Raw genomic sequence first — 24,535 nt, forward strand, 5'->3', positions numbered from 1 at the left:
AGCCCTCTTCCGAAAACAAGAGCGGGCCCCACCTTCCGGTGGGGCCCGCTCTTGTTGAGACAGCTATTCAGACGCTAGTGCGCGTGGTCTCCGCGGCTGTACTCGTAAACCCAGCCAACCAGCGCCACGACGGCGAGGCCGCCCGCGATAAAGGTGATCCAGTAACCAACAGCCATGCCCAGGAACCCGGCAGCGCATGCCAGGCCCAGGACCAGCGGCCACCAGCTCCAGGGGCTGAAGTGACCCTGTTCACCGGAGCCTTCGTGGATCTCGGCGTCGTTACGGTCCTCGGGGCGCAAGCCGATCCGCTTACCGGTGAAGCCGAGGTAAGCGCCGATCATGCCGGCAAGGCCACCAACAAGCATAATTCCCAGGAAGCCCACCCACTCATCCCAGTTGGTCAGGAATCCGTAGACAACGGCCACAGGAAGGAAGAAGAAAACTCCGCTGCCAAAGAGCCAGGTTTCGATTTTCACTTGTCGGCATCCTTCTGGTCGGCGTTACCCAGTGCGTGGGCAACGGGCTCAGGCGACTGAACAGTGTGTCGCTGGGCAAGCTCGGGGTGGTGCAGGTCCAGTGCAGGACGCTCCGAACGGATGCGCGGCAGGGACTTGAAGTTGTGGCGCGGCGGCGGGCAGGAGGTTGCCCACTCCAGCGAGGCACCGAAGCCCCAGGGGTCATCCACTTCCACCTTCTGTGCAGACCGGGCCGTAACGAACACGTTCCAGAAGAACGGGATCAGTGATGCGCCCAGCACGAAGGAGGACACCGTGGAGAACTGGTTCATCCAGGTGAAGTTGTCCTCGACGAGGTAGTCGGCATAACGGCGGGGCATACCCTCAACACCCAGCCAGTGCTGGATGAGGAACGTGCCATGGAAGCCAAGGAACAGCATCCAGAAGTGGATCTTGCCAAGGCGTTCGTTCAGCATTTTGCCCGTCCACTTCGGCCACCAGAAGTAGAAGCCGGCGAACATTGCGAATACCACGGTGCCGAACACAACGTAGTGGAAGTGCGCCACCACGAAGTAGGAGTCGGAGACGTGGAAGTCCAGCGGCGGCGAGGAGAGGATGATGCCGGTCAGGCCACCGAAGAGGAAGGTGACCAGGAAGCCGATGCTCCAGAGCATGGGGGTTTCGAAGGTCAACGAACCGCGCCACATGGTGCCGATCCAGTTGAAGAACTTCAGGCCCGTGGGTACCGCAATCAGCATGGTCATAAACGCGAAGAACGGAAGCAGGACAGATCCGGTGACGTACATGTGGTGCGCCCACACCGTCACGGACAGTGCTGCAATGGCGATGGTCGCGTAAACGAGGCCCTTGTAACCAAAGATCGGCTTGCGGCTGAAGACCGGGAAGATCTCCGAGACAATACCGAAGAAGGGCAGCGCGATGATGTACACCTCAGGGTGGCCGAAGAACCAGAACAGGTGCTGCCACAGGACAGCGCCACCGTTCTCCGGATCAAAGATGTGCGCACCAAAGCGGCGGTCGGCGCCAAGGGCAAACAGTGCTGCGGCCAGCGGCGGGAACGCCATCAGGACCAGGATGGCCGTGACCAGCGTGTTCCAGGTGAAGATCGGCATGCGCCACATGGTCATGCCCGGAGCACGCATGCAGATGATGGTGGTGATGAAGTTGACCGCACCAAGGATGGTGCCGAAGCCGGACAATGCCAGGCCGAAGACCCAGAGATCGCCACCCACGCCCGGGCTGAAGGTGGTGTTGGACAGCGGTGCATAGGCGAACCAGCCGAACGACGCCGCACCCTGCGGGGTGATGAAGCCGGAAACCGCGATGGTGGAACCGAAGAGGAAGAACCAGAACGCCAGGGCGTTCAGACGCGGGAAGGCTACGTCCGGAGCACCGATCTGCAGCGGCATGATCACGTTGGCGAAGCCGGCAAACAGCGGCGTCGCAAACATCAGCAGCATGACCGTGCCATGCATGGTGAAGAGCTGGTTGTACTGTTCCTTGGTCTGCAGGATCTGCATGCCGGGCTCGAAGAGCTCAGCGCGGATCAGCAGCGCCATCACGCCACCGAAGCAGAAGAACACAAACGACGCGATCAAGTACATGTACCCGATGGTCTTGTGGTCTGTGGAGGTAATCCAGTTGACGACGATGCGCCCCTTGGACTTTGGTACTACGGGCGCCTCAAGGACTCCCGGGGATGCTGTGTAAGTTGCCACGTCGCTGCCCTTACTCGATTACGTTCTGGTTCGGGTTGCGGTCGTATTCCTCGCCGAGCGCCCCTGTGTTGCCGGCTTCGCTGAGTTCCTCGATGTGGGCATTAAATTCTGCCTCGGAGACTACTTTCACGCGGAAAAGCATTTCGGAGTGGTATTCGCCGCAAAGTTCTGCGCATTTACCGTCAAAGGTTCCCTCAGCCGTGGGAGTGAACCGGAGGTAGTTTTCCTTGCCGGGGATCATGTCGCGCTTCTGGAGGAAGGCGGGAACCCAGAAGGAGTGGATGACATCGCGGGAGTTCAACTCCAGCTCAACCGACCTGTTGACCGGCAGGTAAAGAGTGGGGAGCTCTTCCTTGTCGATGACGTCACCGGTCAGGTGTGCCTGGACACCTGACTCGTAGACGTCTTCGGAGATGACATCCCCGGCCTTGTAGTTGAAGTCCCATGCCCACTGCTTGCCACGTACGTCAACAACGACGTCCGCCGGCTGGGAACGGTCATCGATCGCCTGCTGGTCACGGTCCGTGAAGTAGAAGAACACCAGCACCATAAAGATGGGGATCACGATGTAGAAGATTTCGATCGGCAGGTTGTAGCTGATCTGCTTCGGGAACCCCACGGTCCCCTTGCGGCGGCGGTAGGCAACAATGCACCAGACCATCAGGCCCCAGGTGATGATGCCGACTGCCAGCGCTGCGATCCATGAGTTGACCCAGAGGTCCATGATCCGGTCAGTGTTGCTGGTGGTGCCCCGTTCGGTAGGCAGCCACCCCTTCTCTACCTCTGGCGAACATCCAGTCAAAACCAACGCGCCGGCCATTGCCAGTCCTGAGATCTTAGTGATCGTCTTGCGTCGGCTGCCGGTTCGGTTCTGCGAACTCACAGACGGCCCTTCCTACTTGTTGCTGTTACCCGTCAGCCGTTGGCTCGGCGGGACACACTAAAAAGTTTTACTACTCGGTGTAGAGCTTACAACTCCCCCGGGCATTTCGCCCACATGTCGGCACCGTGCGTCCGCTGCTGGTGTTGCAGGGAGCGCACGGTGCCGGCACCGGGCGAAACGTCCGCGTCAGTGGAACGAATCACCGCAGGCGCAGGAGCCTCCGGCGTTCGGGTTGTCGATGGTGAAGCCCTGCTTCGAAATGGTGTCCTCGAAGTCGATGCTGGCTCCGCTGAGATAAGGAACGCTCATCTTGTCCACAACTACCTCCACGCCGTCGTAATCACGGACGGCATCGCCGTCGAGAATACGTTCGTCGAAGTAGAGCTGGTAGATGAGGCCGGAGCAGCCGCCCGGCTGGACAGCAACGCGGAGACGGAGATCTGTGCGCCCTTCCTGTTCCAGCAGGCTGCGGACCTTGCCGGCGGCAACGTCGGTCAGAGCGACCTCATGCGTGGGCAGCTCAGCGCTGGCCTCGACTGCGGTGCTGTTCTCGTTGGTGGTGGTGCTCATTGGCCTACCTTCTTAGGACGGTCCCGGCGGCGCCATCAATACGGCGCCTGACCCTGCGGATACGGTATGGGCTATAGCTCTATGCTACGTCGGTCAGAGGTATTGCTCTAACTTCAGACGTAACCTCTGCAGCCGCCGCCTTGTTCCCGGAATCCTCCCGGATTGTTCGCCGAATCAGCCAAGCCCGGTCTCGTTCAGCTTCGCAAGCATCAACGCTTCGGCCACGATTGCCTTGCGGAAGTCATCGAGGTGCAGGGACTCGTTCGCGCTGTGGGCCCGCGAGTCGGGATCTTCCACACCCGTGACCAGGATTTGCGCGGCCGGGTACACCTGGAGGAGATCCGCAATGAACGGAATCGAACCGCCAATGCCGGTCTCCACGGCTGGTACTCCCCAGGCTTCGCCCAAGGCCCACATGGCGGTCCCGGCCGCCGCAGATGACGTATCCGTACTGAAGGGTTCGCCGGTCTCACCCGGGGTGAAGACAACTGTGGCGCCGAACGGCGCGTTTTCGGCAACATGCTGCCGGACAGCTTCCATGGCCGCGTCGGGATCCTGTCCCGGCGCCAGCCGCAGGCTGAACTTTGCCCTGGCCGAAGGAATCAGCGTGTTGGAAGCGACATCGACCGCGGGGGCGTCTATGCCGATGATCGACAAGGCAGGCTTGGTCCAGAGCCGGGAAGAAATGCTGCCTGTGCCGGCAAGCTGGACTCCGTCGAGGACCGATGCGTCCCGCCTGAAATCCTCTTCAGCCATATCCACCTGGGCATCATCACGGCCAACCAGCCCCTTGATGGCAACGGCGCCCGTTTCATCGTGGAACGAGGCGATCAGGCGTGCCAGGCAGGTGGGCGCGTCAAGTACTGGGCCACCGAACATTCCGGAATGGACTGCATGTTCAAGGACCCTGACGTCAACAGTTCCGTCCACCAGTCCGCGAAGGCTGGTGGTGAGGGCCGGGACGCCGACTTTCCAGTTGCTGGAATCCGCCACGACGATGACGTCCGCGGCAAGGAGGTCCCGGTGGGCTTCGAGGAACGGCCGGAAGGTGGGTGACCCGGCTTCTTCCTCGCCCTCAAAGAAGAAGGTGACGCCAACACCGAAGTCCTCCCCCAGCACCTGGGTCACAGCGGCGTAGGCGCCAAGGTGTGCCATCACGCCGGCCTTGTCATCGGCTGCGCCGCGTCCGTAAAGACGGCCACCGCGTTCGACGGCGGTAAACGGCTCTGATTCCCAAAGCGCCGGATCACCGGGCGGCTGGACGTCGTGGTGGGCATAGAGGAGGATAGTCGGTTTGCCTGGAGCCGCTTCGCGGCGGGCCACAACTGCCGGCCCACCCGGGGTGCCGTCTTCCTTGGTGCACCGCAGGATACGGACGTCGTCCAGGCCGGCAGCCCGGACGAGTCCGGCGACTGCCTCGGCGCTGCGGTCCAGCTGCGCTGGATCAAAGCTGGGCCAGGCAATGCCGGGGATTGCCACCAGCTCCTTGAGCTGTTCAACGGTGGCGGGAAAGGCTGTGGTGACGGCGTCGCGCAGGTCCTGCGGGTCAACGGACCGGAGAGCCAGCCCAGGGGTTTGCGGGGTGTCCGCTACTGGAGAAGTCATGGCCAAAACCCTACAGGCAAGCAGGCAGGGTGGCCGTGCACCGCAGGGTATTCTGTACTGGTGTTTGGACGTAAAAAGGAAGCGCCTTCGGCGCAGGAGATCATAGACCAGCAGGCCGAGTCAACGACGGCGGCCGGGACCCCGCTGGGCAAAGGCGCACCGACGCCCAAGCGCAAGGCCCAGGAAGCGGCGCGCAGGCGCCCCCTGGTGCCTGAGGACCGGAAGGCATCCAAGGCTGCCGAGCGTGCGGCCGTCCAGGAGCAGCGGCTCAAGATGCGCCGCGCCCTGGACACCGGCGACGAAAAGTACCTCCCGCTGCGCGACAAGGGCCCGCAGAAGCGCTACGCCCGCGACTATGTGGACGCCCGGTTCAGCCTCGGTGAGTTCCTGATGTTCGGGGCCCTTGTGTTCGTCATCATTTCGCTGCTGGTGCCTGCCGCCAGCGACATGATGATCTACGTGCTGGGCGGCTTCTGGGTGATGTTCCTGGCTGTCTTCGTGGACGTCTTCATCCTCTCGCGGCAGCTGCGCAAGAGGCTCACAGCGAAGTTCGGCGAGGTGGAGCGGGGCACGGTCTGGTACGGCGCCATGCGCTCCCTGCAGTTCCGCAAACTGCGGCTGCCCAAGCCCCTGGTATCCCGCGGGCAGTACCCTTCCTGACCCTGGACCAAGCGGATAACGAAAACCCCCGGCGCCTCAGGCGGCCGGGGGTTTTCCGTGTTAAGTCAGGCCTTCTTCCTGCGGCGGGCCAGCTCCCGGTTGATCCTCGCAGCCCAGAAGGGGCCTTCGTACAGGAACGCCGTGTACCCCTGGACAAGGGTTGCCCCGGCATCCAGCCGTTCCTGGACGTCATCAGCGGTTTCCACGCCCCCCACGGCCACCAGGACCAGCCGGTCGTCGACGATTGCCTTCAACCGGCGAAGGACCGCCAGGGAGCGTTCCCTGACCGGGGCACCGGACAATCCACCGGCCCCGCACGCCTCAACCTTCGCCGGGTCTGAGGCCAGTCCTTCGCGGCTGATAGTGGTGTTGGTGGCGATGATGCCGTCCAAGCCCAGGTCCAGTGCGAGGGCGGCGACGTCATCGATGTCCTCGTCGCTGAGGTCCGGCGCAATCTTGACCAGCAACGGGACGTGGCGCCCGGCAGCCGCGTCAGCCTCGCGTCCAACGGCCTCCAGCAACGGACGTAGCGACTGGACGTCCTGGAGCAGCCGCAGGCCCGGAGTGTTGGGGGAACTGACGTTAACCACCAGGTAATCGGCCGCGGGCGCCAGGCTCCGGGCACTGAGCAGGTAGTCCGAAACTGCGTCCTCGAGCTCCACCACCTTGCTCTTTCCGATGTTCACACCCACCACCGGGCGTACTCCGGGATGGCTGCGCTGCAGGGCCGCCCTTGCTGCTTTCAGCCTGGGTTCCACTGCGGCGGCGCCGTCATTGTTGAATCCCATCCTGTTGATGACCGCACGGTCCTCGATCAACCGGAACAGGCGCGGCTGTGGATTGCCCGGCTGCGCCTGGCCGGTGATGGTGCCTACTTCCACGTGGCCGAAGCCGAGTTCCGTCAGCGCCTGGATGCCGTGGCCTTCCTTATCGAAGCCTGCGGCAAGGCCGAAGGGCGACGGGAAGGTTACCCCAAAAGCGGTGGTCTGGAGGGATGGATCGGGTGCCGTGAACTTCGCGAGGATGCGGCCCACGCCGCTGGAATGGGCAAGCCGGATGCCGCGGAACCCGATCTTGTGGGCGCGTTCGGCGTCCATCCATGAGAAGGCAAGCCGGAAGAAGGTGGGGTAGATGCGCATGGTTCCAGTTTTCCGCCTCGGGGTTCACAAACCAAATGGCTACGCTTGAACCATGGAGTGGACGCAGGACATTCTCGGGGAAGGCTTCCAGGCGCGGCCCCTGGCCGCAACAGGCGCTGACGGCATCACCAGGACCGCGACGCTGATCCGGCACCTGCCACAGCGCCCGGAAACCCCGGCAGGCCGTCGTCGGGCAGTGCTCTTCCTGCACGGCTGGAGCGACTACTTCTTCAACACCGACCTCGCCGGTTTCTGGACGTCAGCCGGATATGAATTCCATGCCCTGGACATGCACAACCATGGCCGGAGCCTCCAGGAAGGTGTGCCCCCGGGATTCGTTGCAGACCTCCAGGCCTACGACGCCGAGATCAACGCCGCCCTGGAGATCGTCACCGGTGGTGATGCCGGCACGGAAGTGACGCTGATGGGGCATTCGCTGGGCGGACTGGTGGCAGTGCTGTGGGCCCAGCGCCATCCGGGACGGGTTACCCGGCTGATCCTGAACAGTCCGTGGCTGGAGATGCACCGGGGGCCGTGGACCCGCCGTGCCGTCACCACGATGGTTGCGCCCTTGGCGAGGTTCCGGCCCGAGGCTGTGCTCCGGCTGCCCGAACGGCAGTTCTATTGGCGCAGCATCAGTTCCGAGGCCGACGGCGAATGGACCCTGGACAGCCGATACAGGCCACCCCAGGCATTTCCCGTACGGGCCGCGTGGCTGCGGGCAGTTCTGAGGGGCCAGGCCGAGGTGGCCCACGGGCTGCGGCTCACGGTTCCGGTCCTGGTGCTGTTGTCCACGGCCAGCCGCAACGGGATGGTCTGGACGGACCAGATGCTCCACACTGACGCGGTACTGGATGTTGCAGCCATTGCGGTTCGTGCCGCTACGCTGGGTGACTCAGTCACCCTGGAACGGGTGGACGGCGCCCTCCACGATGTCTTCCTGTCTGCTCCCGAGGTGCGGGCCGATGCCTTCAGCCGCGTTGCCCGCTGGCTGGCCGCCTACTAACGGTGGACCTGTCAGTCAGTCAGCTGGCGCCAGGCGCAGCAGCATCCACGGCACCCCCATACCGCCGGTCCCGCTTCGCGTAAACCTCGACGGCGTCCCACAAGGTCCGCCGGTCCACATCCGGCCAGAGCACATCCATAAAAACAAACTCCGCGTAGGCGGATTGCCACAGCATGAAGTTCGACAGCCGCTGCTCGCCACTGCTGCGCAGGAAGAGGTCCACATCCGGCAGGTCCGGCTCGTCCAGGTACTTTTGGATGGTCCGCTCGGTGATCGCACCCGGCTTCAGGCGGCCGGCTGCCACGTCACCCGCTATTGCTGAGACGGCATCGGTGATTTCTGCCCGCCCACCGTAATTAACACACATGGTCAACGTGCACGTGCTGTTGCCGGCGGTGAACTCCTCGGCTTCCTCCAGCTCCCGGATGACCGATCCCCACAGTTTGGGGCGCCGGCCGGACCAACGGACGCGGACACCCCAATCATCGAGCTGGTTGCGCTGCCTGCGAAGCACATCCTTGTTAAATCCCATCAGGAAGCGTACTTCTTCCGGCGAACGGCGCCAGTTCTCCGTGGAGAAGGCATAGACCGTGACGTACTCGATCCCCAGTTCGATGGCTCCGGCCATCACGTCCAGGAGCGCAGGCTCCCCCGCCTTATGCCCTTCCACCCGAGGCAGGCCGCGCTGGTTGGCCCAGCGTCCATTGCCATCCATGACAATCGCCACATGGCGTGGAATGAATTCTGCGGGGATGGCCGGGGCTACAGCACCGGAAGGGTGCGGGTACGGGGCCACCACAGGCGAGGACCGGCGTCGTACGTTCTTGTTCTTTCCCAACGCCACTGTCAGTTACGCTCCACATGTTTGAGTGATTTCAGCACCCGTTCGAGGTGCCATTGCAGATAAGCAGCCACAATACCTGCTGATTCCCTGCGGTGGACCGCCTCGGAGGAATCAGCCGTGGCCCAGTCACCGGTGAGCAGGGCGGCCAGCAGGCGGACAGTTTCCGGTGCAGGCGACGGTGATCCCGGCGGACGGCAATCATGGCACACCATACCGCCCAGCGCGGCGGCAAACGCGGAATGCGGGCCCGGCCGGCCACACCGTGCACAATCGGTGAAACTCGGCGCCCAGCCTCCCGTTGCCAGGGCGCGGAGCAGGTACGAGTCAAGGATGAGGCCCGGGGCATGATCCCCACGGCTCAAAGTTGCCAGGGCACCGACCAGCAGGTTGTATTGCGCCGTCCCTGCCTCGCCATCCACATCCGTGAGTTTTTCTGCGGTTTCGGTCATGGCAGCGGCCACCGTGTAGCGCCCGTAATCCGCCGCAATGGGCCCGCCATAGGCGCCTTTGGCCTCGGCCTGCGTGACGATGTCCAGGGTGCGGCCGGAAACCAGCTGGAGATCCACCACCATAAACGGCTCCAGCCGCGCACCAAAGCGGCTGCTGGTCCGCCGGACGCCCTTTGCCACTGCCCGGACCTGGCCATGGTGCTTGGTGAGCAGGGTGATAATACGGTCCGCTTCCCCCAGTTTGTGGGTACGCAGCACCACGCCGTAGTCACGGTAGGCGCGCGAAGCGAAGGATGGTTGGGGCACGCTTAATCTTCCCACTCCCCGCCGGCAATCACTGCAGCCCGCAGAATCCAAGGCCGGCGTGCCGCCGGATTACTCCGACGGCACGCTGGTGGTAACAGCTGGTGGTAACAACCAAAGGCAGGGCCGCTGCCAGGCCGGACTAAGCCGCCCGGGTATCCCGGATGGCCCGGTTCACGGCCGAGATGACCGCCTTCAGCGACGACGTTGTGGTGTTGGCGTCGATGCCCACGCCCCAGAGGACCCGTTCCCCCACGGCACACTCCACATATGCGGCGGCAAGGGCGTTTCCGCCTTCGGACAATGCGTGTTCGCTGTAATCGAGCACCCGCACGTCCACGCCATCCTGGCCCAGGATGTCCAGCAAAGCCGCGATGGGACCGGTTCCGGTGCCCGTGCGCCGGACCTGCACGCCATCCACGCCGAGGTTGGCGCTCAGGGTCATGCCGCCGTCCTCATCCGTTTCCGTGCTGATGGCACCCAGGGAGTAGCGACCCCACTGTGCTTCCGGATCGCTGGAAGGCAGGTATTCGTCCTGGAAGTGCTGCCACAACTGAGCGCCGCTGACCTCGCCACCCACAGTGTCCGTGCGCTTCTGGATGACGCCGGAGAACTCGATCTGGGCACGGCGCGGCAGGTCCAGGCTGTGCTCGTTCTTCAGAAGGTACGCCACCCCGCCCTTGCCGGACTGCGAGTTGACGCGGATCACTGCCTCGTAGCTGCGGCCCAGGTCCTTCGGGTCGATCGGCAGGTACGGAACGGCCCAGGTGAAGTCGGCGACGTCCTTTCCTGCAGCCGCTGCGTCCTTCTCCAGGGCCTCGAAGCCCTTCTTGATGGCATCCTGGTGCGAGCCCGAGAATGCCGTGAAAACGAGGTCGCCACCATAGGGTGCGCGCTCCGCGACAGGCAGCTGATTGCAGTATTCGACTGTCCTGCGGATCTCATCGATGTCCGAAAAATCGATCATGGGGTCAATTCCCTGGACGAACATGTTCAGGCCCAGGGTGACGAGGTCGACGTTGCCGGTACGCTCGCCGTTGCCGAAAAGACAGCCTTCGATGCGGTCCGCTCCGGCCATGTAGCCCAGCTCCGCGGCGGCGACGCCGGTGCCGCGGTCGTTGTGCGGGTGGAGGGACAGGATGATGCCCTCACGCGGGTGCAGGTGGCGGCTCATCCATTCAATGGAGTCCGCGTAGACGTTGGGCGTGGCCATTTCCACCGTGGCCGGCAGGTTGACGATCACCTGGCGGTCAGCAGAGGCCTCAAAGACATCAGCGACGGCGTTGCACACCCGCACCGCATACTCCAGTTCGGTGCCTGTGAAGGATTCCGGGGAGTATTCGTACGTGATGTGGGTATCCGCCAGCGTCTCTTCGTACTTCTTGCACAACCGCGCTCCCTGGAGCGCGATATCCAGGATTCCGTCCTCGTCCTGGTTGAAAACCACGCGGCGCTGCAGGACGGAGGTCGAGTTGTACAGGTGGACGATGGCCTGCTTGGCGCCAACCAATGACTCATAAGTCCGCTCGATGAGGTGTTCCCTGGCCTGCGTCAGCACCTGGATAGTGACGTCCTCCGGGATGTGGTTGCCTTCGATCAGTTGGCGGACAAAGTCGAAGTCCGTCTGGGACGCTGAGGGGAAGCCCACTTCGATTTCCTTGTAGCCCATGCGCACCAGCAGATCGAACATCTTCATCTTGCGTGCCGGGCTCATGGGGTCGATCAGCGCCTGGTTGCCGTCCCTCAGGTCAACGGCACACCAGCGCGGAGCCTTGGTGATGAGCTTGTCAGGCCAGGTGCGGTCCGGCAGTTCGACGGTGATCTGGTCCTGGAACGGCTGGTACCGGTGGGCGGGCATTCCTGAGGGCTTTTGCGCGTTTTGCATGGTGGTGTGTGGCCTTTTCTCTGGTTCAACTCTGAAAGGGTGGCCGGGCAACACAAACTCCGCAGCGAGGGTGGGCCTGAGCTAGATAGCGTCTGAGGCCTCGCCGCGGCAGCTAAGAAGGAGCAGATCTGCGCGCACCATTTGAGGGTAGCACGCGTGCGTAAGATGAAGGTGCAGGTTCACCGCAACGTCCACCCCTTAGACGCTGACGGCCTCCAAGACGGCCGCAGCCCGTCCCTCCAAGGAGCATCAGTGCCCATTTCGGGAATCGACCTCGCCACCTTCGACCACGGCATCAGGCCCCAGGACGACCTCTACCAGCACGTCAACGGGACCTGGTTGAAGAGCACCGAAATTCCTGACGACCGCCCGCTGGAGGGGACTTTCACGGCCCTGCGCGACGGTGCCGAGCTGGCAGTGAAGCAGATCATCGAGGACGCCGCCGCCATGGCGGCTGAAGCCACCGGCATTGAGCGCAAAGTGGGCAATCTCTACAACAGCTTTATGGACGAGGCCACCATTGAGGCGAAGGGCATGGATCCGATCAGGGAGCGCCTGGCCGCCGTGTTCGCCACCCAAAGCATCGATGACCTCATCAGCCTGGTGGGCCGCTTGTTCCGTTCCGACGTGTCCGGACTGTTCCACGTCTACCCGGCACCCGACGCCGGGAACCCGGACCGGGTGCTGCTGTATATCGGCCAGGGCGGCCTGGGCCTGCCCGACGAGTCCTATTACCGTGAAGCCAAGTTCGCCGACGTCGTTTCTTCCTACCGCGAGCATGTTGCGGCGATGTTCGGGCTGGCCTCGATTGCCGATGCGGAGGCGGCCGCCTCCCGCATTGTGGAACTTGAAACCAAGCTGGCCGGGAACCACTGGGACAACGTCACGCTGCGGGACCCGCAGAAGACCTACAACCTCCTCACCGCCGAAGAAGCCGCCGGGCTCTTCCCGCAACTGAACCTCTGGTTCGAGGCCGCCGATGTTGACGCCGGCAAGCGGCAGGAACTGGTGGTCAGCACGCCGGACTTCTTCTCCGGTACCGCATCACTGCTGCAGTCCGAACCCCTGCAGGTATGGCAGGAATGGTTCGCGATGCGCGTCATCAGTTCAGCGGCACCGTACCTCTCCTCAGCCTTTGTGCAGCAGAACTTCGCCTTTTACGGCACCACGTTGAGCGGTACCCCGCGGAACAAGGACCGCTGGAAGCGTGGCGTCGCCGTCGTCGAGGGTGCCCTTGGTGAGGCCGTAGGGCAGATCTATGTGGCGCGGCATTTCCCCGAAACCCACAAGGCCCGGATGCAGTCACTGGTTGACAACCTCATCGAGGCCTATCGGCTGAGCATCACCGGGCTGGATTGGATGGGAGAGGAAACCAAAGCCGAGGCGCTGCGCAAACTGGACGCCTTCCGCCCCAAGATTGGCTTCCCCGAGGAATGGATCGATTATTCAGCGGTGGAGATTGATCCCGACGACCTGCTGGGCAATGTGGAGCGGGCCCATAATGCCGACGTCGACCGGCACCTGGACGAGGTCGGCAAGCCGGTTGACCGGAACAAGTGGCTGATGACCCCACAGACCGTCAATGCGTATTACCACCCGATGCTCAACGAGATCGTCTTTCCCGCAGCCATCCTCCAGCCGCCGTTCTTCACGGCCGACGCCGACGATGCCGTCAACTACGGCGGAATCGGCGCCGTAATCGGGCACGAGATCGGGCACGGATTCGATGACCAGGGGTCACAGTTTGACGGAGGCGGTGCACTGCGCAACTGGTGGACTGAGGAAGACCGGGCCGCGTTTGAGCAACTCACCGCCAAGCTGGTAGCACAGTTCGACGCCCTGTCGCCCTATGCCGCACCCGGGCACAACGTCAACGGCAAGCTCACCCTGGGTGAAAACATCGGCGATCTCGGTGGCCTGACCATCGCCTACAAGGCATACCAGATCAGCCTTGGCGGCCGGGAGCCCGAAGTGCTGGACGGGCTGACGGGACCGCAGCGTTTCTTCGCCTCCTGGGCGGCAGCGTGGCGCCAGGTGATCCGCACCGAAGAAGCCATCCGCCGGCTGGCCACGGATCCCCACTCCCCCAATGAATTCCGTACGAACGCCATCGCCAGGAACCTTGACCCGTTCCACGAGGCCTTTGAGGTCAAGGAAGGCGACGGCATGTGGATGCCGCCCGCGGAACGCGTCAGCATCTGGTAGCAGCCCACTGTCCCTTATCGACCGTTTCCTTATCGGCCGGTGGCGTTAGTCAGCCCCGGTCGATAAGGAACGGATTGACCTGCTGGCACACGACGTCGCCGGCCGTCTGGTTCACCACATCCGGCGGCAGGGTGGCTGCGCCGTATTGGGTACCCGTGGCGAAGTCCGCGCCGAGGTTCAGCTGGACGCCGTAGACGCTGGTGGAGGCTATCAACTGGGTGTCCGGAATTCCGAACAGTGCCGCGACGTCCGCTGCCACGTCCGCGAATTCGGCACTGTAGTAGATGACGGTTTGCTCCGCCGGGACTGCTGCGGCCTCGCCCAGCTGGGTAAAGCCGTCTGAAATCAGCGCCGTGGCGATCTCCTGGTACCGCGTGGATACACCCGATCCGTTGGCGACTGATACGGGCTGGAGTGCCTTGTCATAGATGGGAGCGACTGGCTCCGCCGGGGTGGTCTCCGTGGCGGCCGGAGTGGTGGGCACTTCGGTGGGTGCCGGCGTCGGACTCTCCGTTCCCGTGGGGTCCGTCAGGTCAACGTCGTCACGGAGGGCGGCGAAGAGCTGGGACGCCGCGGGCTGCGCAAGGTCCAGGCGGTTGGGGTCGATGACGCTCTGGGTGGTGGGGGCGGCGACGAAAGCCACCTTGCCGACGTCGATATTCTTCAGGCGGCTGCCCACCGTGACCAATGCCGACGGCGAGGCGAACCCCTCATCAAGCGTCAGGTTGCGGGTGACGACGTCGGCGATCCTGAGCATCTTGACGGGATCGGACAGCGTGCCGTCTCCTGTCACCTTCCTGGTCAGGGATGACAGGAAAGCCTGCTGGGCCTTGATCCTGCCGAGGTCGCCACCGTCTTCGAAGGCATGCCGGCTCCGCAGCCAGGCCAGGGCCATTTCACCCTGGACCGACGAGTTGCCGGCAGGCAGCCGCAGCCTGGAATCGGGATCGTAAACGGGATCGCTGACGCAGACTTCGACTCCGCCGACGGCGTTGGAAAGTTCGGTGACGGCGTTGAAGTCCGCCATCATAAAGTGGTCAACTTCCAGGCCGGTCAGTTTATTGACGGTGTCAACAGCGCAACCGATGCCCGCCTGGGCCATGGCCTCGTTGATCATGGCTCCACTGCGCTCCGGATAAACCTCGCCGGTTTTCTGGTCCGTACATTCCGGGATGGTCACCAGGAGGTCACGGGGGAAACTGATGACGCTGACGCGTGAGTTGTCCGCAGAGATGTCCATCAGCATCATGACGTCCGACTGGCCGTAGCCGGTGGAGTCATCCGACGTACCGTATTCGGCATTGGCGCCGTCACGGGTGTCCGATCCCAGAATCAGGATCTGCATCCGGTCAGTGGCTTGGTTGATGGTACCCGTAGGCGTACTGCCGGCGTTGAGCGGCGCAGTACTAAGGTTCGACTGCAGGCGGATGAACCAATAGCCGGCAAAAATAACGGCAGAAAGCAGGGCGAGCGAAGCAATCCAGGTGACTGCCTTCAGCCAGCCGGCCATGCGGCGGCCAGTACCCAGGTGCCGGGCGGCCCCCACTGCAGTTGTTTCCGTGTGCTTGGAAAACTGTCCGGTGGGCGTCGACGAGTCAGCATCATCGGTCCCCATTGCGCGGCCTCGCCCCACGTACGTCCCCTTCTTCAAAAACCAAATTCGACCTATCCTAGCCCCGCAGGCTGGGAGAATGCCTTGTGACCGCCCTCAGGCGCTTCGAGCTAGAAGCCGAGCTTGACCAGCTGCTTGGGATCGCGCTGCCAGTCCTTGGCCACCTTTACGTGCAGGTCCAGGTAGATCCTGGTTCCCAGGAGTGCTTCGATTCCCTTCCTCGCGTTGGTGCCCACTTCACGCAAGCGGCTGCCGCCCTTGCCAATGATGATCGCTTTCTGCGAAGGCCGTTCCACATAAAGGTTCACACGGACGTCCAACAGCGGGTTATCCTCGCTGCGGCCTTCCCGGGGAAGTATTTCCTCCACCACAACGGCCAGGGAGTGCGGAAGTTCGTCCCTGACGCCTTCCAGTGCCGCCTCACGGATGAGTTCGGCAACCATAACGGCTTCGGGCTCATCAGTCAGCTCGCCGTCAGGGTACAAGGGAGGCGACGGCGGCATATGGCTGATCAGGACGTCCGCAACGGTGGTGACCTGGAACCCGTCAGTGGCCGAGACAGGAACGATGTCCCGCCAGCCTTCCTCGCCCAGCACCTCACGGCCAAGCTCCGCGACGGCGAGCAGCTGCTCCGTGAGCGCCTGCCGGTCCACGGTGTCGGCCTTGGTCACGATCGCCACGATGGGCTTATTGCCAACGGCAGCCAGCTGAGCGGCGATGTACTTGTCCCCGGGCCCGATTTTCTCGTTCGCCGGAAGGCAGAATCCAATGGCGTCAACTTCGGAGAGCGTGTCAGCGACGAGGTCGTTGAGGCGCTTGCCCAACAATGTACGCGGGCGGTGCAGTCCAGGAGTGTCCACCAGGATGAGCTGGGCGTCCTCCCGGTGCACGATGCCCCGGATGGTGTGCCGGGTGGTCTGCGGCTTGGCAGAGGTGATGGCCACCTTGCTGCCCACCAGCGCGTTGGTGAGGGTGGATTTTCCCGCATTGGGCCGGCCTACAAGAACGGAGAACCCTGCGCGGTAGCCACCGAAGTCCTCGGGCTGTATGGCTTTAGTCTTCTTGCTCATGTGGAACTCCCTGCTGGGCTGATGCTGTCTTGTAAAGCTGTTCGTCAGGTTCGGCGTCGGATTCGGGCACCCTCGCCGCAATAATATGGCTGACACGGTTACGACGGCCCTCCAGCCGCTCGGCCCTCAGGGAAATCCCGCCCACCTCAACCGCGCTGCCCACGATGGGCACCCGGCCCAGCGTCTTCGCCAGCAGCCCGCCCACGGTGTCCACTTCGTCGTCCTCGAGTTCGACGTCGAACAACTCACCCAGGTCATCAATGCCCAACCGGGCGCTGACGCGGAACGAACCGTCCTCAAGCTCCACGGCCTCGGCGGTCTCGGTGTCGTATTCATCCACGATTTCACCGACGATTTCCTCGATCAGGTCCTCCAGCGTGACCAGGCCGGCAGTGCCGCCGTACTCGTCGATGACGATCGCCACGTGGGTCGACTCCTTCTGGAGTTCCTTCAGGAGGTCGCTGACGGGCTTGGATTCGGGCACGTAACGTACTTCCCGGGCCAGCGCCTCAACAGGTGGCAGCGGGTCTCCAGGCCTGCTGTGGTGCAGGACGGCGGCCACGTCCTTGAGGTACACGATGCCCAGGATGTGGTCGTTGTTCTCGCCTATGACGGGAACCCGCGAATAGCCCGAACGCAGGAAGAGCGACATTGCCTCCACCAGGTCAGATCCGGCGTCGATGCTAACGATGTCCGTTCGGGGAACCATCACGGCGCGGACGAGGGTGTCACCGAAATCGAAGACGGACTGGATCATCTCCGCTTCGTCATCTTCAATGACGTCCGACTCGGTGGCCCGGTCCACCAGCTCGCGGAACTCCTGCTCGCTGAAGAACGCCTCGTCGCCCCCCGGCGCGCCGGGTGCAGCGGCGCTGCCCAGTTTGACGAGCCAGCCGGGGATGGGGCCGAGGACCACCGTCAGCGAGCTGATCAGCGGAGCCGTAACCCGTGCGACGCCAACGGCGTGCAGGCGGCCAAGCTGGCGCGGCGACACGCCGACGATCACAAACCCGAGGAGTGCCATGATTCCGGTAGCTGCCAGACCGGCGAGCCAGACGTTGCCCAGGAGGCTGTGCAGGAGGACGCCCACTGCCACCGCGGAGGCCATTTCGAACCAGATCCGCCAGAACCTCAGCGCCCGGATGTGGGCGACCGGCTGCGCCAGGATACGCTTCATGGCCTTGCCGCGCCCATTGGTCAGGAAAGCCTCGGCGTCATGGCGGGGAAGGAAGTTGAAGGCAGCTTCGGCCGCCGTCAAAACCGCTGCGGCCCCCAGAAAAACGAAGGCCAGGACAACCAGGAAAAAATCGGTCATTGTGTGGTCTCTGCCGGCGCTTCCTTGCCCGTAAAGCCAACGAGCAGTTCCCTCTGCAGGCCGAACATTTCGGCCTTTTCCTCGGGTTCTGCATGGTCATATCCCAGGAGGTGCAGGATCCCGTGGGTGGTCAGCAGCAGCATTTCATCCTGGGTTGAATGACCGGCGTTGCGGGCCTGCTCCTGCGCCACCTGCGGGCAGATCGCGATGTCGCCCAGCATGCCCTGCGGGGTCAGGCGCCCCGGCGCACCGGGAGTGAGCTCATCCATCGGGACCGAGAGCACGTCAGTGGCCCCGGGTTCATCCATCAGCTCGATGTGCAGCTTCTCCATCGCCGTTTCATCAACCAGCAGGATTGACAGTTCCGCCTGGGGATGGATATAGAGCTGCTCGAAAATGTACCGCGCCAGGGTGACAAGCTGGGCTTCGTCGACACTGATGCCGGACTCGTTGTTGACCTCAATGCTCATACTGGAGCTCCACCGCTTTCCCTGACCCGTGAAATCCTGCGCGCCTGGAGGTCATCCCAGTCGCTGTATGCCTTGACGATATTGCCCACGAGCCGGTGGCGTACCACGTCCGTGGAATCAAGGACGGAGAAACTCACGTCATCGATTCCGGTAAGGATCTCCTGGACAATACGCAACCCGGACCGGGTTCCGGTGGGAAGGTCCACCTGGGTGATATCCCCGGTGACCACCATCTTTGAGCCAAATCCAAGGCGGGTGAGGAACATCTTCATCTGTTCGGGTGTGGTGTTCTGGGCCTCGTCCAGGATGATGAAGGCATCGTTGAGCGTGCGGCCGCGCATGTAGGCCAGCGGCGCCACTTCGATGGTTCCGGCAGCCATCAGCCGTGGGATCGACTCCGGATCGATCATGTCGTGCAGGGCGTCGTACAGGGGACGAAGGTAGGGGTCGATTTTGTCGCTCAGGGTGCCGGGCAGGAAGCCGAGCCGTTCGCCCGCCTCTACCGCCGGACGGGTCAGGATGATCCTGCTGACTTCCTTCTGCTGCAGGGCCTGCACGGCCTTGGCCATGGCAAGGTAGGTTTTGCCGGTTCCTGCGGGGCCAATCCCGAAGATGACAGTGTTTTCGTCGATGGAGTCGACGTAGCTCTTCTGGTTCAGCGTCTTGGGGCGGATGGTCCGGCCACGGCTGGAAAGGATGTCATGCGTCAGGATGTCCACCGGTGCCTGCGTGGACTGGGACTTCAGCAAAGCCACCAGCTGCCGCAGCACGTCCGGCGTAATGACTGTGCCGCGTGCAACAAGGCCGCGGACCTCCTCAAGCAGGCGCATGATCCGCGGGACGTCCGCCGGGGGCCCTGCGATGGACAGTTCATTGCCCCGGACATGGAAGTTGACGGACGGGAACTCGTCCTCGATGAAGCGCAGTGCTTCGTCGTGGCTGCCCAATGACTGAACCATCTGGTCCGAGTCCTCGAAATACACTACTTCCGTGCGGACACCTGGCAGGGTATGGGGGAATTCCCCCGCGCTTGGTTCGCCGGGGCTGAGGCTGCGGCGTTTCCCGTTGGATGATTCAGTCATGGCGTCGGCCCGCAGGCCTTGGGTTCCTCCCGTTGAATGCTGACTTTGAGCGTCTTTCCATCTTACGCCCCGCGGAACGGACAGGGCGCGGCCTGCCAGGCTGCGCGGCCCGGCGGCCGGAGATCGGGCTTCGGAGCGAAATGAATCCGGCATTTAGGTATCAACTTCATATCAGCCTCATATCGTTCCCGTTGCAGTTGCTGCCGGACGGCCTAAAGCTTGAGTGCGGGTCAAAGGGGTATGTAATGCTGGAAATCGGGCCAAATACCAGACTGCACAGGAAGGCACTTCCATTAAGGACCAAACCGCCGCACTGCCCCGGGCAGCCGGCAGGAAGCATCCCGTGGGGCTGCTCCGCCGTGCCGCCCTGCTTGGCGTGCTGCCAATGGCCCTGGCGTTGTCCTCCTGCGTTGCCAACCCGGTCTCTCCGTCATCCGCGCCCCCGGCGACTCCGGGTTCCAGCTACTCCACGTTGTCCGTGCCGGCGTCGAACGCCCCGCTTGAAACCACGCAGTCCTCCAATAAGGCACCCATTTACTGGATCGGCCGAAGCAACAACGACGTCTTTCTGTACCGCGAATTCCGCGACGTTCCAGAGCGCGACAATCCTGTCACCCGGGCGCTTCGGGCAATGATGTCCGAGACTCCCCTGGATCCGGACTTCTTCACCCCATGGCAAAATCCCGGGCAGCTGGAAACCTCGATCTCCGGCCAGAACATCATTACGGTCGATGTTTCCGACGACGCCTTCAACAGCACTATCGGCGCTGACATGGCTGAACTGGCCGTCCAGCAACTGGTGCATACGGCCACGGCAGCCGCCGCCAGCTCCGGCCTGGTTGATGCCAGCCAGCAAATCCAGGTGGTGGTGCTGGTGGACGGCCATACCGACTACCAGGCGTTCGGCCACGTCCGGCTGGGTGCCCCCATGGCCCGCGCCGCCGGGTTGGTCGCACCCGTCTGGATCATCGACCCCCAGGAGAACGTCAGCGCGGCCAACGGCACCGTAAAGGTCACCGGCCGCAGCACCGATTCCGGCGACCGCCTGCGGTGGCAGCTGTTGCGGGAGAACAGCGGCCAGTCCAGCATTTACCTGAGCGGCGAGACCTTCAGCGCCACTGATTCCGGATCAGCCGGACTCTTCACCCTGGACCTGACCCTGGATCCGGGCACATACCAGCTGCGTGTATCGCGGATCGATGTTGAATCCGCCGGGCTCCCGCTTTACACGGATACCCGTACCTTCCACGTGGGATAACTGACGGTCCGGCAGCTACCAGCGGCCCAGCACCTCATTGGCAACCACTGTTGCCGCAGGCCCGGCAGTCGAGGACCTCAACACGTGCCGGCCCAGCAGCGCAGTGACTGCTCCGTTATCGCACAAACGGGTTACTTCACGGGCGCCAATCCCGCCTTCGGGCCCCACGATCAACAAAACCTCGCCGGCAGCGGACCCGGAATCCCGGTTTGCGGCCAGCCAGTCCCCCAGTACTGTGCGGAACGGCCGGACAGCGTCCTCGTGCAGGATGATGGCCAGGTCCTCGGTACCTGCGCGTTTTGCCAGCCCTGCGGTGTCCACCACGGACTCCACTTCGGGAATCCAGGAGCGGCGTGCCTGCTTGGCGGCAGCCGCCACCACCGACTGCCATTTGGCATGGGCTTTTGCCGCGCGGTCGCCCTTCCACCGGACAATGGAGCGCTCGGACTGCCACGGGATGACAGAGTCAATCCCCAGCTCGGTGGCCGTCTCAACGGCCAGTTCGTCCCGGTCCCCTTTGGCCAGTGCCTGGACCAGGACCAGCCGGACGGCGGGGGCAGGCTCCACGATCACGGAATCGCACTCGACGTGCAGTTCACCGGGGGCCGCTGCAGCAACGGTTCCGGTGACGCGCGTGCCGTTGCCGTCCGCCAGGTCCACGGCTTCACCGGCCGCAAGCCGCTTGACCGTGACCGCATGGCGCGCCTCCGGCCCGTCCAGCACAAAGACTGCACCCGGACGGACGCCGGAAAGCGCACCTTGGGGGGTGAAGAAGACGGGATTGGTCATTGCTAGAGGTTGCCCAGGCGGTCACGCAGTTTTGCGAACATGCCTCCGCTCGCCGCGAGCTTGCCCTCGGTGAACTGCTCACCGCGGAGCTTCGCGAGCTGGCGCATCAGGTCTTCCTGTGCGGGATCGAGGCGGCTGGGCGTCTCCACCTGGAGGTGGACCTTCAGGTCACCACGGCCGTATCCGCGCAGGTGGGTAACGCCAAGGCCGCGCAGCGTGATGATTTCGCCGGACTGCGTTCCTGCCCGGACGTCGATCTCCTGCACGCCGTCGAAGGTCTCCAGGTTGACTTCAGTGCCCAGTGCGGCGGCCGTCATGGGAATGTTCAACGTGGCGTGGAGGTCGTCCCCGTCGCGGACATAAATGGGATCGTTGTTAACACGGATTTCAACATAGAGATCGCCCGCCGGTCCACCGGCAGGCCCGGCCTCGCCCTGTCCGGACAGCTGGATCCGCGTACCTGTGGCAACACCTGCCGGGACCTTGATGGTGATGGACCTGCGGCTCCTGATCCTGCCCTGTCCGTTGCATTCGTTGCAGGGATCCTTGATGATCGTGCCGAAACCTTCGCAGCTGCCACATGGCGCCGCGGTCATAACCTGGCCAAGGATGGAGCGGACGGCACGCTGGATCTGGCCGCTGCCGCCACAAACGTCGCAACGCTCCGGGTGTGTACCTTCGCGGCAGCAGCTGCCGTCACAGGTGGGACATACGACGGCGGTATCCACTTCCAGCTTCTTGTTGACGCCGAACACGGCATCTTTGAGGTCGATGCGGACGCTGATGAGGGCATCCTGACCGCGGCGGACCCGCGACGCCGGACCGGCCGTGCCGCCGCCCGCACCAAAGAAGGTGTCAAAAATATCCTGGAAGGCGAAGCCCTGGCCGGCGTATTGCCCGCCGCCGAAACCGTTGTCAGTGCCGTTCTCGTTGCCGGTGGTGTCGTAGACACGGCGCTTCTGCGGATCAGAGAGCACCTCGTAGGCATGCGTGACGGCTTTGAACCGGTCCGAAGCGTCATCACCCGGGTTGACGTCCGGGTGCAGGGTGCGTGCCAGCTTTCGGTATGCCTTCTTGATTTCCTCCCCGGTGGCTTCCGGTGAGACCCCAAGGACGTCGTAGTGGCTGCTCAAGTCTGATTCTCTTCCTGTTGTCAAGCTTTTACTTCGAAGATGCTGCGGACCTTACGGCCCAAGAATGCGCGAAAGGTAACGGGCAACAGCCCGCACCGCGGCCATGGTGGTGGGATAGTCCATCCGGGTGGGACCAAGGACACCGATCTTTGCGGAGCTGTCCGGACCGTAACTGGTGGCCACTACAGAGGCTTCCGCGAGGCCGTCGTAAGGGTTCTCGCGTCCGATGCTGACCGTTACTCCGCGGGGGTCCTGTGCCATCTCGCTGAGCAGCCGAAGCATCACGACCTGCTCTTCCAAAGCCTCCAGCACGGGGCCGATACTCAGCGGAAAGTCCACCGTGGACCGGGCAAGGTTCGCCGTCCCGGCCATGACCATCCGCTCTTCACGGCTGCCCTGAGCGAGTGCTTCAAGTCCGTGTGCCAGCGCATTGGCGGCAGCGCGATAAACGGGCGCCGCCGCAGCCACCGCACCGGGCAGGGTTTGCGGAAGCTGACTGAGGAGGGTGCCCTGGGTTGCGGCCAGGAAGTTGGTTCGAAGCACTGCCAGGGCTTCCTCGCCAATGTCCGTGCCGACGTCGACAACGCGCTGGTCCACCTTGCCCGTAGTGGCGATCAGAACCACCAGCACCCTGCGCGGCGCCAACAGCACGAACTCTATGTGACGCACCTGCGCCCGGCTTTGGTGGGGGTACTGGACTACAGCCACCTGGTTGGTCAGCTGGGACAGGAGCCGTACTGTGCGGTCCAGTACGTCATCAAGATCGTCCGCCCCCTCAAGGAGGGTCTGAATGGCCCGGCGTTCGGCCTGGGACAACGGCTTGACGGCGGAGATCTGGTCCACAAACAACCGGTAACCCTTGTCTGTGGGAACCCGGCCGGCGCTGGTATGCGGAGCCGTAATGAGGCCTTCGTCCTCCAGGGCAGCCATGTCATTGCGGATGGTGGCGCTGGAAACCCCAAGGTGATGGCGTTCAACAAGGGCCTTGGAGCCCACCGGTTCACGGAAGTGGACGTAGTCCTCCACTATGGCCCGCAGTACCTCAAGTTTGCGTGGATCGCTCATTGTCTACCTCCCTCCGATGGATCTTTAGCACTCGACATGCCCAAGTGCCAGTCTAATATGACTCGCCGCGTTGTTAGCATTGGTACCGCTCCGGGCGAAATCCGCCCCGGCAGGCTGGCGTGAGGCGGGACCGGATGCAGTACCAGAATTGGGGCCCACAGGATCTCAGTGCGCCCGCGCGCACCGAACTTCCGGCCGTCCCGGTCGAACGCGGGATGGTCCTTGAAGAAGTGCAATCCGGCTGGGTGGGGGCCGTGACCCGCGTGGAGAAATCCGGTGGCATGCACCTGGTGGTCCTGGAAGACCGCAGGGGTAAGCCGCGTTCCTTCAAACTCGGTTACGGCTTCCTCCTGGAGGGCACCCCGATCCGGCTGGATCCTCCCGCCCCGCGGACAGCCGGAGCCCAGGCCGCTCCACAGAGGACCGCATCCGGTTCGGTCCGGGTGGCCGGTCAACGTGCGCAGGTGGCCAAAGCCAGCAGGATCTGGGTTGAGGGAAAGCACGACGCCGAACTGGTCGAGAAGGTCTGGGGTGACGACCTCCGTGTTGAAGGCATCGTGGTGGAACCCCTGCACGGCATCGACGACCTCCCCGGCGCCGTGGCCGCATTCGCCCCGGGCCCGGGACGCCGGCTGGGCATCCTTGTGGACCACTTGGTCCCCGACTCCAAGGAATCCCGCATCGCTGCCGACGTCATGCGCTCGGCAGGCGCGGCGGGCAACGTCCTGATTGTGGGCCACCCGTACGTGGACGTCTGGCAGGCCATCCGGCCGTCAGTGCTGGGGATTCCCGTATGGCCTGTGGTGCCCCGGGGCCAGGACTGGAAAACCGGCATCCTGGCTGCATTCGGCTGGCCTCATGAGACAAAAGAGGACATCGGACTGGGATGGCAGAAGCTGCTCTCCGCCGTCAACACTTACGCGGACCTTGAAGCAGCGCTGCTTGGCAGGGTTGAAGAAGTGATCGATTTCCTCACTGTCCCCTGAGCGGGGCAATGT

Annotated in this window: 22 protein-coding genes; 5 read left to right on the forward strand and 17 right to left on the reverse strand. The window is 63.4% G+C overall.

Translation table 11 applies throughout. The features are described 5' to 3' along the window. Positions 1-74 precede the first annotated feature (74 nt). The 5 genes from ACPJW8_RS09215 to ACPJW8_RS09235 all read right to left on the reverse strand — a co-directional run bounded on the left by ACPJW8_RS09215 (position 75) and on the right by ACPJW8_RS09235 (position 5,252). Positions 75-476, reverse strand: coding sequence for a cytochrome c oxidase subunit 4 (locus ACPJW8_RS09215; RefSeq protein ID WP_330188328.1), 402 nt, complete (start codon positions 474-476; stop codon positions 75-77). Then, entirely contained in the window at positions 473-2,194 is a 1,722-nt protein-coding gene (ctaD, locus tag ACPJW8_RS09220; protein WP_330188329.1) for a cytochrome c oxidase subunit I, read from the reverse strand. The genes ACPJW8_RS09215 and ctaD overlap by 4 nt, the downstream gene beginning before the upstream one ends. Positions 2,195-2,204: 10 nt before the next feature. Then, positions 2,205-3,077, reverse strand: a complete 873-nt coding sequence (gene coxB, locus ACPJW8_RS09225; protein ID WP_330188330.1) for a cytochrome c oxidase subunit II — start codon at positions 3,075-3,077, stop codon at positions 2,205-2,207. A 186-nt stretch (positions 3,078-3,263) separates the two neighbouring features. Continuing rightward, positions 3,264-3,647: an iron-sulfur cluster assembly accessory protein gene (locus ACPJW8_RS09230; protein WP_330188331.1), complete on the reverse strand. Its 384-nt coding sequence runs from the start codon at positions 3,645-3,647 to the stop codon at positions 3,264-3,266. Positions 3,648-3,821: 174 nt separating this feature from the next. Next, complete coding sequence (locus ACPJW8_RS09235; RefSeq protein WP_330188332.1) at positions 3,822-5,252, reverse strand: dipeptidase; 1,431 nt, start codon at positions 5,250-5,252, stop codon at positions 3,822-3,824. Positions 5,253-5,312: 60 nt separating this feature from the next. On the opposite strand from ACPJW8_RS09235, the gene ACPJW8_RS09240 reads away from it, so the two are divergent. Then, positions 5,313-5,912 (forward strand): DUF3043 domain-containing protein, encoded by a 600-nt coding sequence (locus tag ACPJW8_RS09240; RefSeq protein WP_330188333.1) that lies wholly within the window; start codon positions 5,313-5,315, stop codon positions 5,910-5,912. Positions 5,913-5,977: 65 nt separating this feature from the next. On the opposite strand, the gene ACPJW8_RS09245 is transcribed toward ACPJW8_RS09240, so the two are convergent. Beyond that, positions 5,978-7,051 carry a quinone-dependent dihydroorotate dehydrogenase gene (locus ACPJW8_RS09245; protein WP_330188334.1) on the reverse strand — a complete coding sequence of 358 codons (1,074 nt, stop codon included), beginning with the start codon at positions 7,049-7,051 and terminating at the stop codon, positions 5,978-5,980. A gap of 52 nt (positions 7,052-7,103) precedes the next feature. Here ACPJW8_RS09245 and ACPJW8_RS09250 point away from each other — a divergent pair, with 52 nt between their 5' ends. Then, positions 7,104-8,057 carry an alpha/beta hydrolase gene (locus tag ACPJW8_RS09250; RefSeq protein WP_330188335.1) on the forward strand — a complete coding sequence of 318 codons (954 nt, stop codon included), beginning with the start codon at positions 7,104-7,106 and terminating at the stop codon, positions 8,055-8,057. 19 nt (positions 8,058-8,076) lie between these two features. Here the strand turns inward: ACPJW8_RS09250 and ACPJW8_RS09255 are convergent, their stop codons facing one another. From ACPJW8_RS09255 to leuA, 3 genes are all read right to left on the reverse strand, one after another. Next, positions 8,077-8,901, reverse strand: coding sequence for an isoprenyl transferase (locus ACPJW8_RS09255; RefSeq protein ID WP_330188336.1), 825 nt, complete (start codon positions 8,899-8,901; stop codon positions 8,077-8,079). 2 nt (positions 8,902-8,903) lie between these two features. Continuing rightward, positions 8,904-9,656, reverse strand: coding sequence for a DNA repair protein RecO (gene recO / locus ACPJW8_RS09260; protein WP_330188337.1), 753 nt, complete (start codon positions 9,654-9,656; stop codon positions 8,904-8,906). Positions 9,657-9,795: 139 nt separating this feature from the next. Next, positions 9,796-11,538, reverse strand: a complete 1,743-nt coding sequence (gene leuA / locus ACPJW8_RS09265; protein ID WP_330188338.1) for a 2-isopropylmalate synthase — start codon at positions 11,536-11,538, stop codon at positions 9,796-9,798. A gap of 252 nt (positions 11,539-11,790) precedes the next feature. Between leuA and ACPJW8_RS09270 the strand changes: the two genes are divergently transcribed. Beyond that, positions 11,791-13,743 (forward strand): M13 family metallopeptidase, encoded by a 1,953-nt coding sequence (locus ACPJW8_RS09270; RefSeq protein WP_330188339.1) that lies wholly within the window; start codon positions 11,791-11,793, stop codon positions 13,741-13,743. 49 nt (positions 13,744-13,792) lie between these two features. On the opposite strand, the gene ACPJW8_RS09275 is transcribed toward ACPJW8_RS09270, so the two are convergent. The 5 genes from ACPJW8_RS09275 to ACPJW8_RS09295 form a co-directional block, all read right to left on the reverse strand. After that, the gene (locus tag ACPJW8_RS09275) at positions 13,793-15,358 is read right to left on the reverse strand and encodes an LCP family protein (protein WP_330188340.1); all 1,566 of its coding nucleotides are present in this window, start codon (positions 15,356-15,358) and stop codon (positions 13,793-13,795) included. 107 nt (positions 15,359-15,465) lie between these two features. Beyond that, entirely contained in the window at positions 15,466-16,425 is a 960-nt protein-coding gene (gene era / locus ACPJW8_RS09280; RefSeq protein WP_330188341.1) for a GTPase Era, read from the reverse strand. Next, positions 16,409-17,740 (reverse strand): hemolysin family protein, encoded by a 1,332-nt coding sequence (locus ACPJW8_RS09285; protein ID WP_330188342.1) that lies wholly within the window; start codon positions 17,738-17,740, stop codon positions 16,409-16,411. Before ACPJW8_RS09285 ends, era begins: the two co-directional genes overlap by 17 nt. Continuing rightward, entirely contained in the window at positions 17,737-18,210 is a 474-nt protein-coding gene (gene ybeY, locus ACPJW8_RS09290) for an rRNA maturation RNase YbeY (RefSeq protein ID WP_330188343.1), read from the reverse strand. The genes ACPJW8_RS09285 and ybeY overlap by 4 nt, the downstream gene beginning before the upstream one ends. Next, positions 18,207-19,292, reverse strand: a complete 1,086-nt coding sequence (locus tag ACPJW8_RS09295) for a PhoH family protein (RefSeq protein WP_330188344.1) — start codon at positions 19,290-19,292, stop codon at positions 18,207-18,209. The genes ybeY and ACPJW8_RS09295 overlap by 4 nt, the downstream gene beginning before the upstream one ends. Positions 19,293-19,635: 343 nt before the next feature. Between ACPJW8_RS09295 and ACPJW8_RS09300 the strand changes: the two genes are divergently transcribed. After that, complete coding sequence (locus ACPJW8_RS09300; RefSeq protein WP_330188345.1) at positions 19,636-20,550, forward strand: GerMN domain-containing protein; 915 nt, start codon at positions 19,636-19,638, stop codon at positions 20,548-20,550. Between the two features lie 15 nt (positions 20,551-20,565). On the opposite strand, the gene ACPJW8_RS09305 is transcribed toward ACPJW8_RS09300, so the two are convergent. The 3 genes from ACPJW8_RS09305 to hrcA are packed head-to-tail and all read right to left on the reverse strand — an operon-like array spanning position 20,566 to position 23,537. Further along, positions 20,566-21,339 (reverse strand): 16S rRNA (uracil(1498)-N(3))-methyltransferase, encoded by a 774-nt coding sequence (locus ACPJW8_RS09305; RefSeq protein ID WP_330194293.1) that lies wholly within the window; start codon positions 21,337-21,339, stop codon positions 20,566-20,568. 2 nt (positions 21,340-21,341) lie between these two features. Beyond that, positions 21,342-22,472: a molecular chaperone DnaJ gene (gene dnaJ, locus ACPJW8_RS09310; RefSeq protein ID WP_330188347.1), complete on the reverse strand. Its 1,131-nt coding sequence runs from the start codon at positions 22,470-22,472 to the stop codon at positions 21,342-21,344. Between the two features lie 51 nt (positions 22,473-22,523). Continuing rightward, complete coding sequence (gene hrcA / locus ACPJW8_RS09315) at positions 22,524-23,537, reverse strand: heat-inducible transcriptional repressor HrcA (protein WP_330188348.1); 1,014 nt, start codon at positions 23,535-23,537, stop codon at positions 22,524-22,526. Between the two features lie 134 nt (positions 23,538-23,671). Between hrcA and ACPJW8_RS09320 the strand changes: the two genes are divergently transcribed. Further along, the gene (locus ACPJW8_RS09320) at positions 23,672-24,523 is read left to right on the forward strand and encodes a DUF3097 domain-containing protein (RefSeq protein ID WP_330188349.1); all 852 of its coding nucleotides are present in this window, start codon (positions 23,672-23,674) and stop codon (positions 24,521-24,523) included. Positions 24,524-24,535 lie beyond the last annotated feature (12 nt).

The organism is Pseudarthrobacter sp. J47 (assembly GCF_049810315.1).
GTDB lineage: Bacteria > Actinomycetota > Actinomycetes > Actinomycetales > Micrococcaceae > Arthrobacter.

Bases quoted from the DNA above. Each gene is read 5' to 3' on its own strand.
- ACPJW8_RS09230 (WP_330188331.1), bottom strand. From the start codon at position 3,647: ATGAGCACCACCACCAACGAGAACAGCACCGCAGTCGAGGCCAGCGCT.
- ACPJW8_RS09235 (WP_330188332.1), bottom strand. From the start codon at position 5,252: ATGACTTCTCCAGTAGCGGACACCCCGCAAACCCCTGGGCTGGCTCTC.
- ACPJW8_RS09245 (WP_330188334.1), bottom strand. From the start codon at position 7,051: ATGCGCATCTACCCCACCTTCTTCCGGCTTGCCTTCTCATGGATGGAC.
- ACPJW8_RS09250 (WP_330188335.1), top strand. From the start codon at position 7,104: ATGGAGTGGACGCAGGACATTCTCGGGGAAGGCTTCCAGGCGCGGCCC.
- leuA (WP_330188338.1), bottom strand. From the start codon at position 11,538: ATGCAAAACGCGCAAAAGCCCTCAGGAATGCCCGCCCACCGGTACCAG.
- ACPJW8_RS09275 (WP_330188340.1), bottom strand. From the start codon at position 15,358: ATGGGGACCGATGATGCTGACTCGTCGACGCCCACCGGACAGTTTTCC.
- era (WP_330188341.1), bottom strand. From the start codon at position 16,425: ATGAGCAAGAAGACTAAAGCCATACAGCCCGAGGACTTCGGTGGCTAC.
- ACPJW8_RS09285 (WP_330188342.1), bottom strand. From the start codon at position 17,740: ATGACCGATTTTTTCCTGGTTGTCCTGGCCTTCGTTTTTCTGGGGGCC.
- ybeY (WP_330188343.1), bottom strand. From the start codon at position 18,210: ATGAGCATTGAGGTCAACAACGAGTCCGGCATCAGTGTCGACGAAGCC.
- ACPJW8_RS09295 (WP_330188344.1), bottom strand. From the start codon at position 19,292: ATGACTGAATCATCCAACGGGAAACGCCGCAGCCTCAGCCCCGGCGAA.
- ACPJW8_RS09305 (WP_330194293.1), bottom strand. From the start codon at position 21,339: ATGACCAATCCCGTCTTCTTCACCCCCCAAGGTGCGCTTTCCGGCGTC.
- hrcA (WP_330188348.1), bottom strand. From the start codon at position 23,537: ATGAGCGATCCACGCAAACTTGAGGTACTGCGGGCCATAGTGGAGGAC.
- ACPJW8_RS09320 (WP_330188349.1), top strand. From the start codon at position 23,672: ATGCAGTACCAGAATTGGGGCCCACAGGATCTCAGTGCGCCCGCGCGC.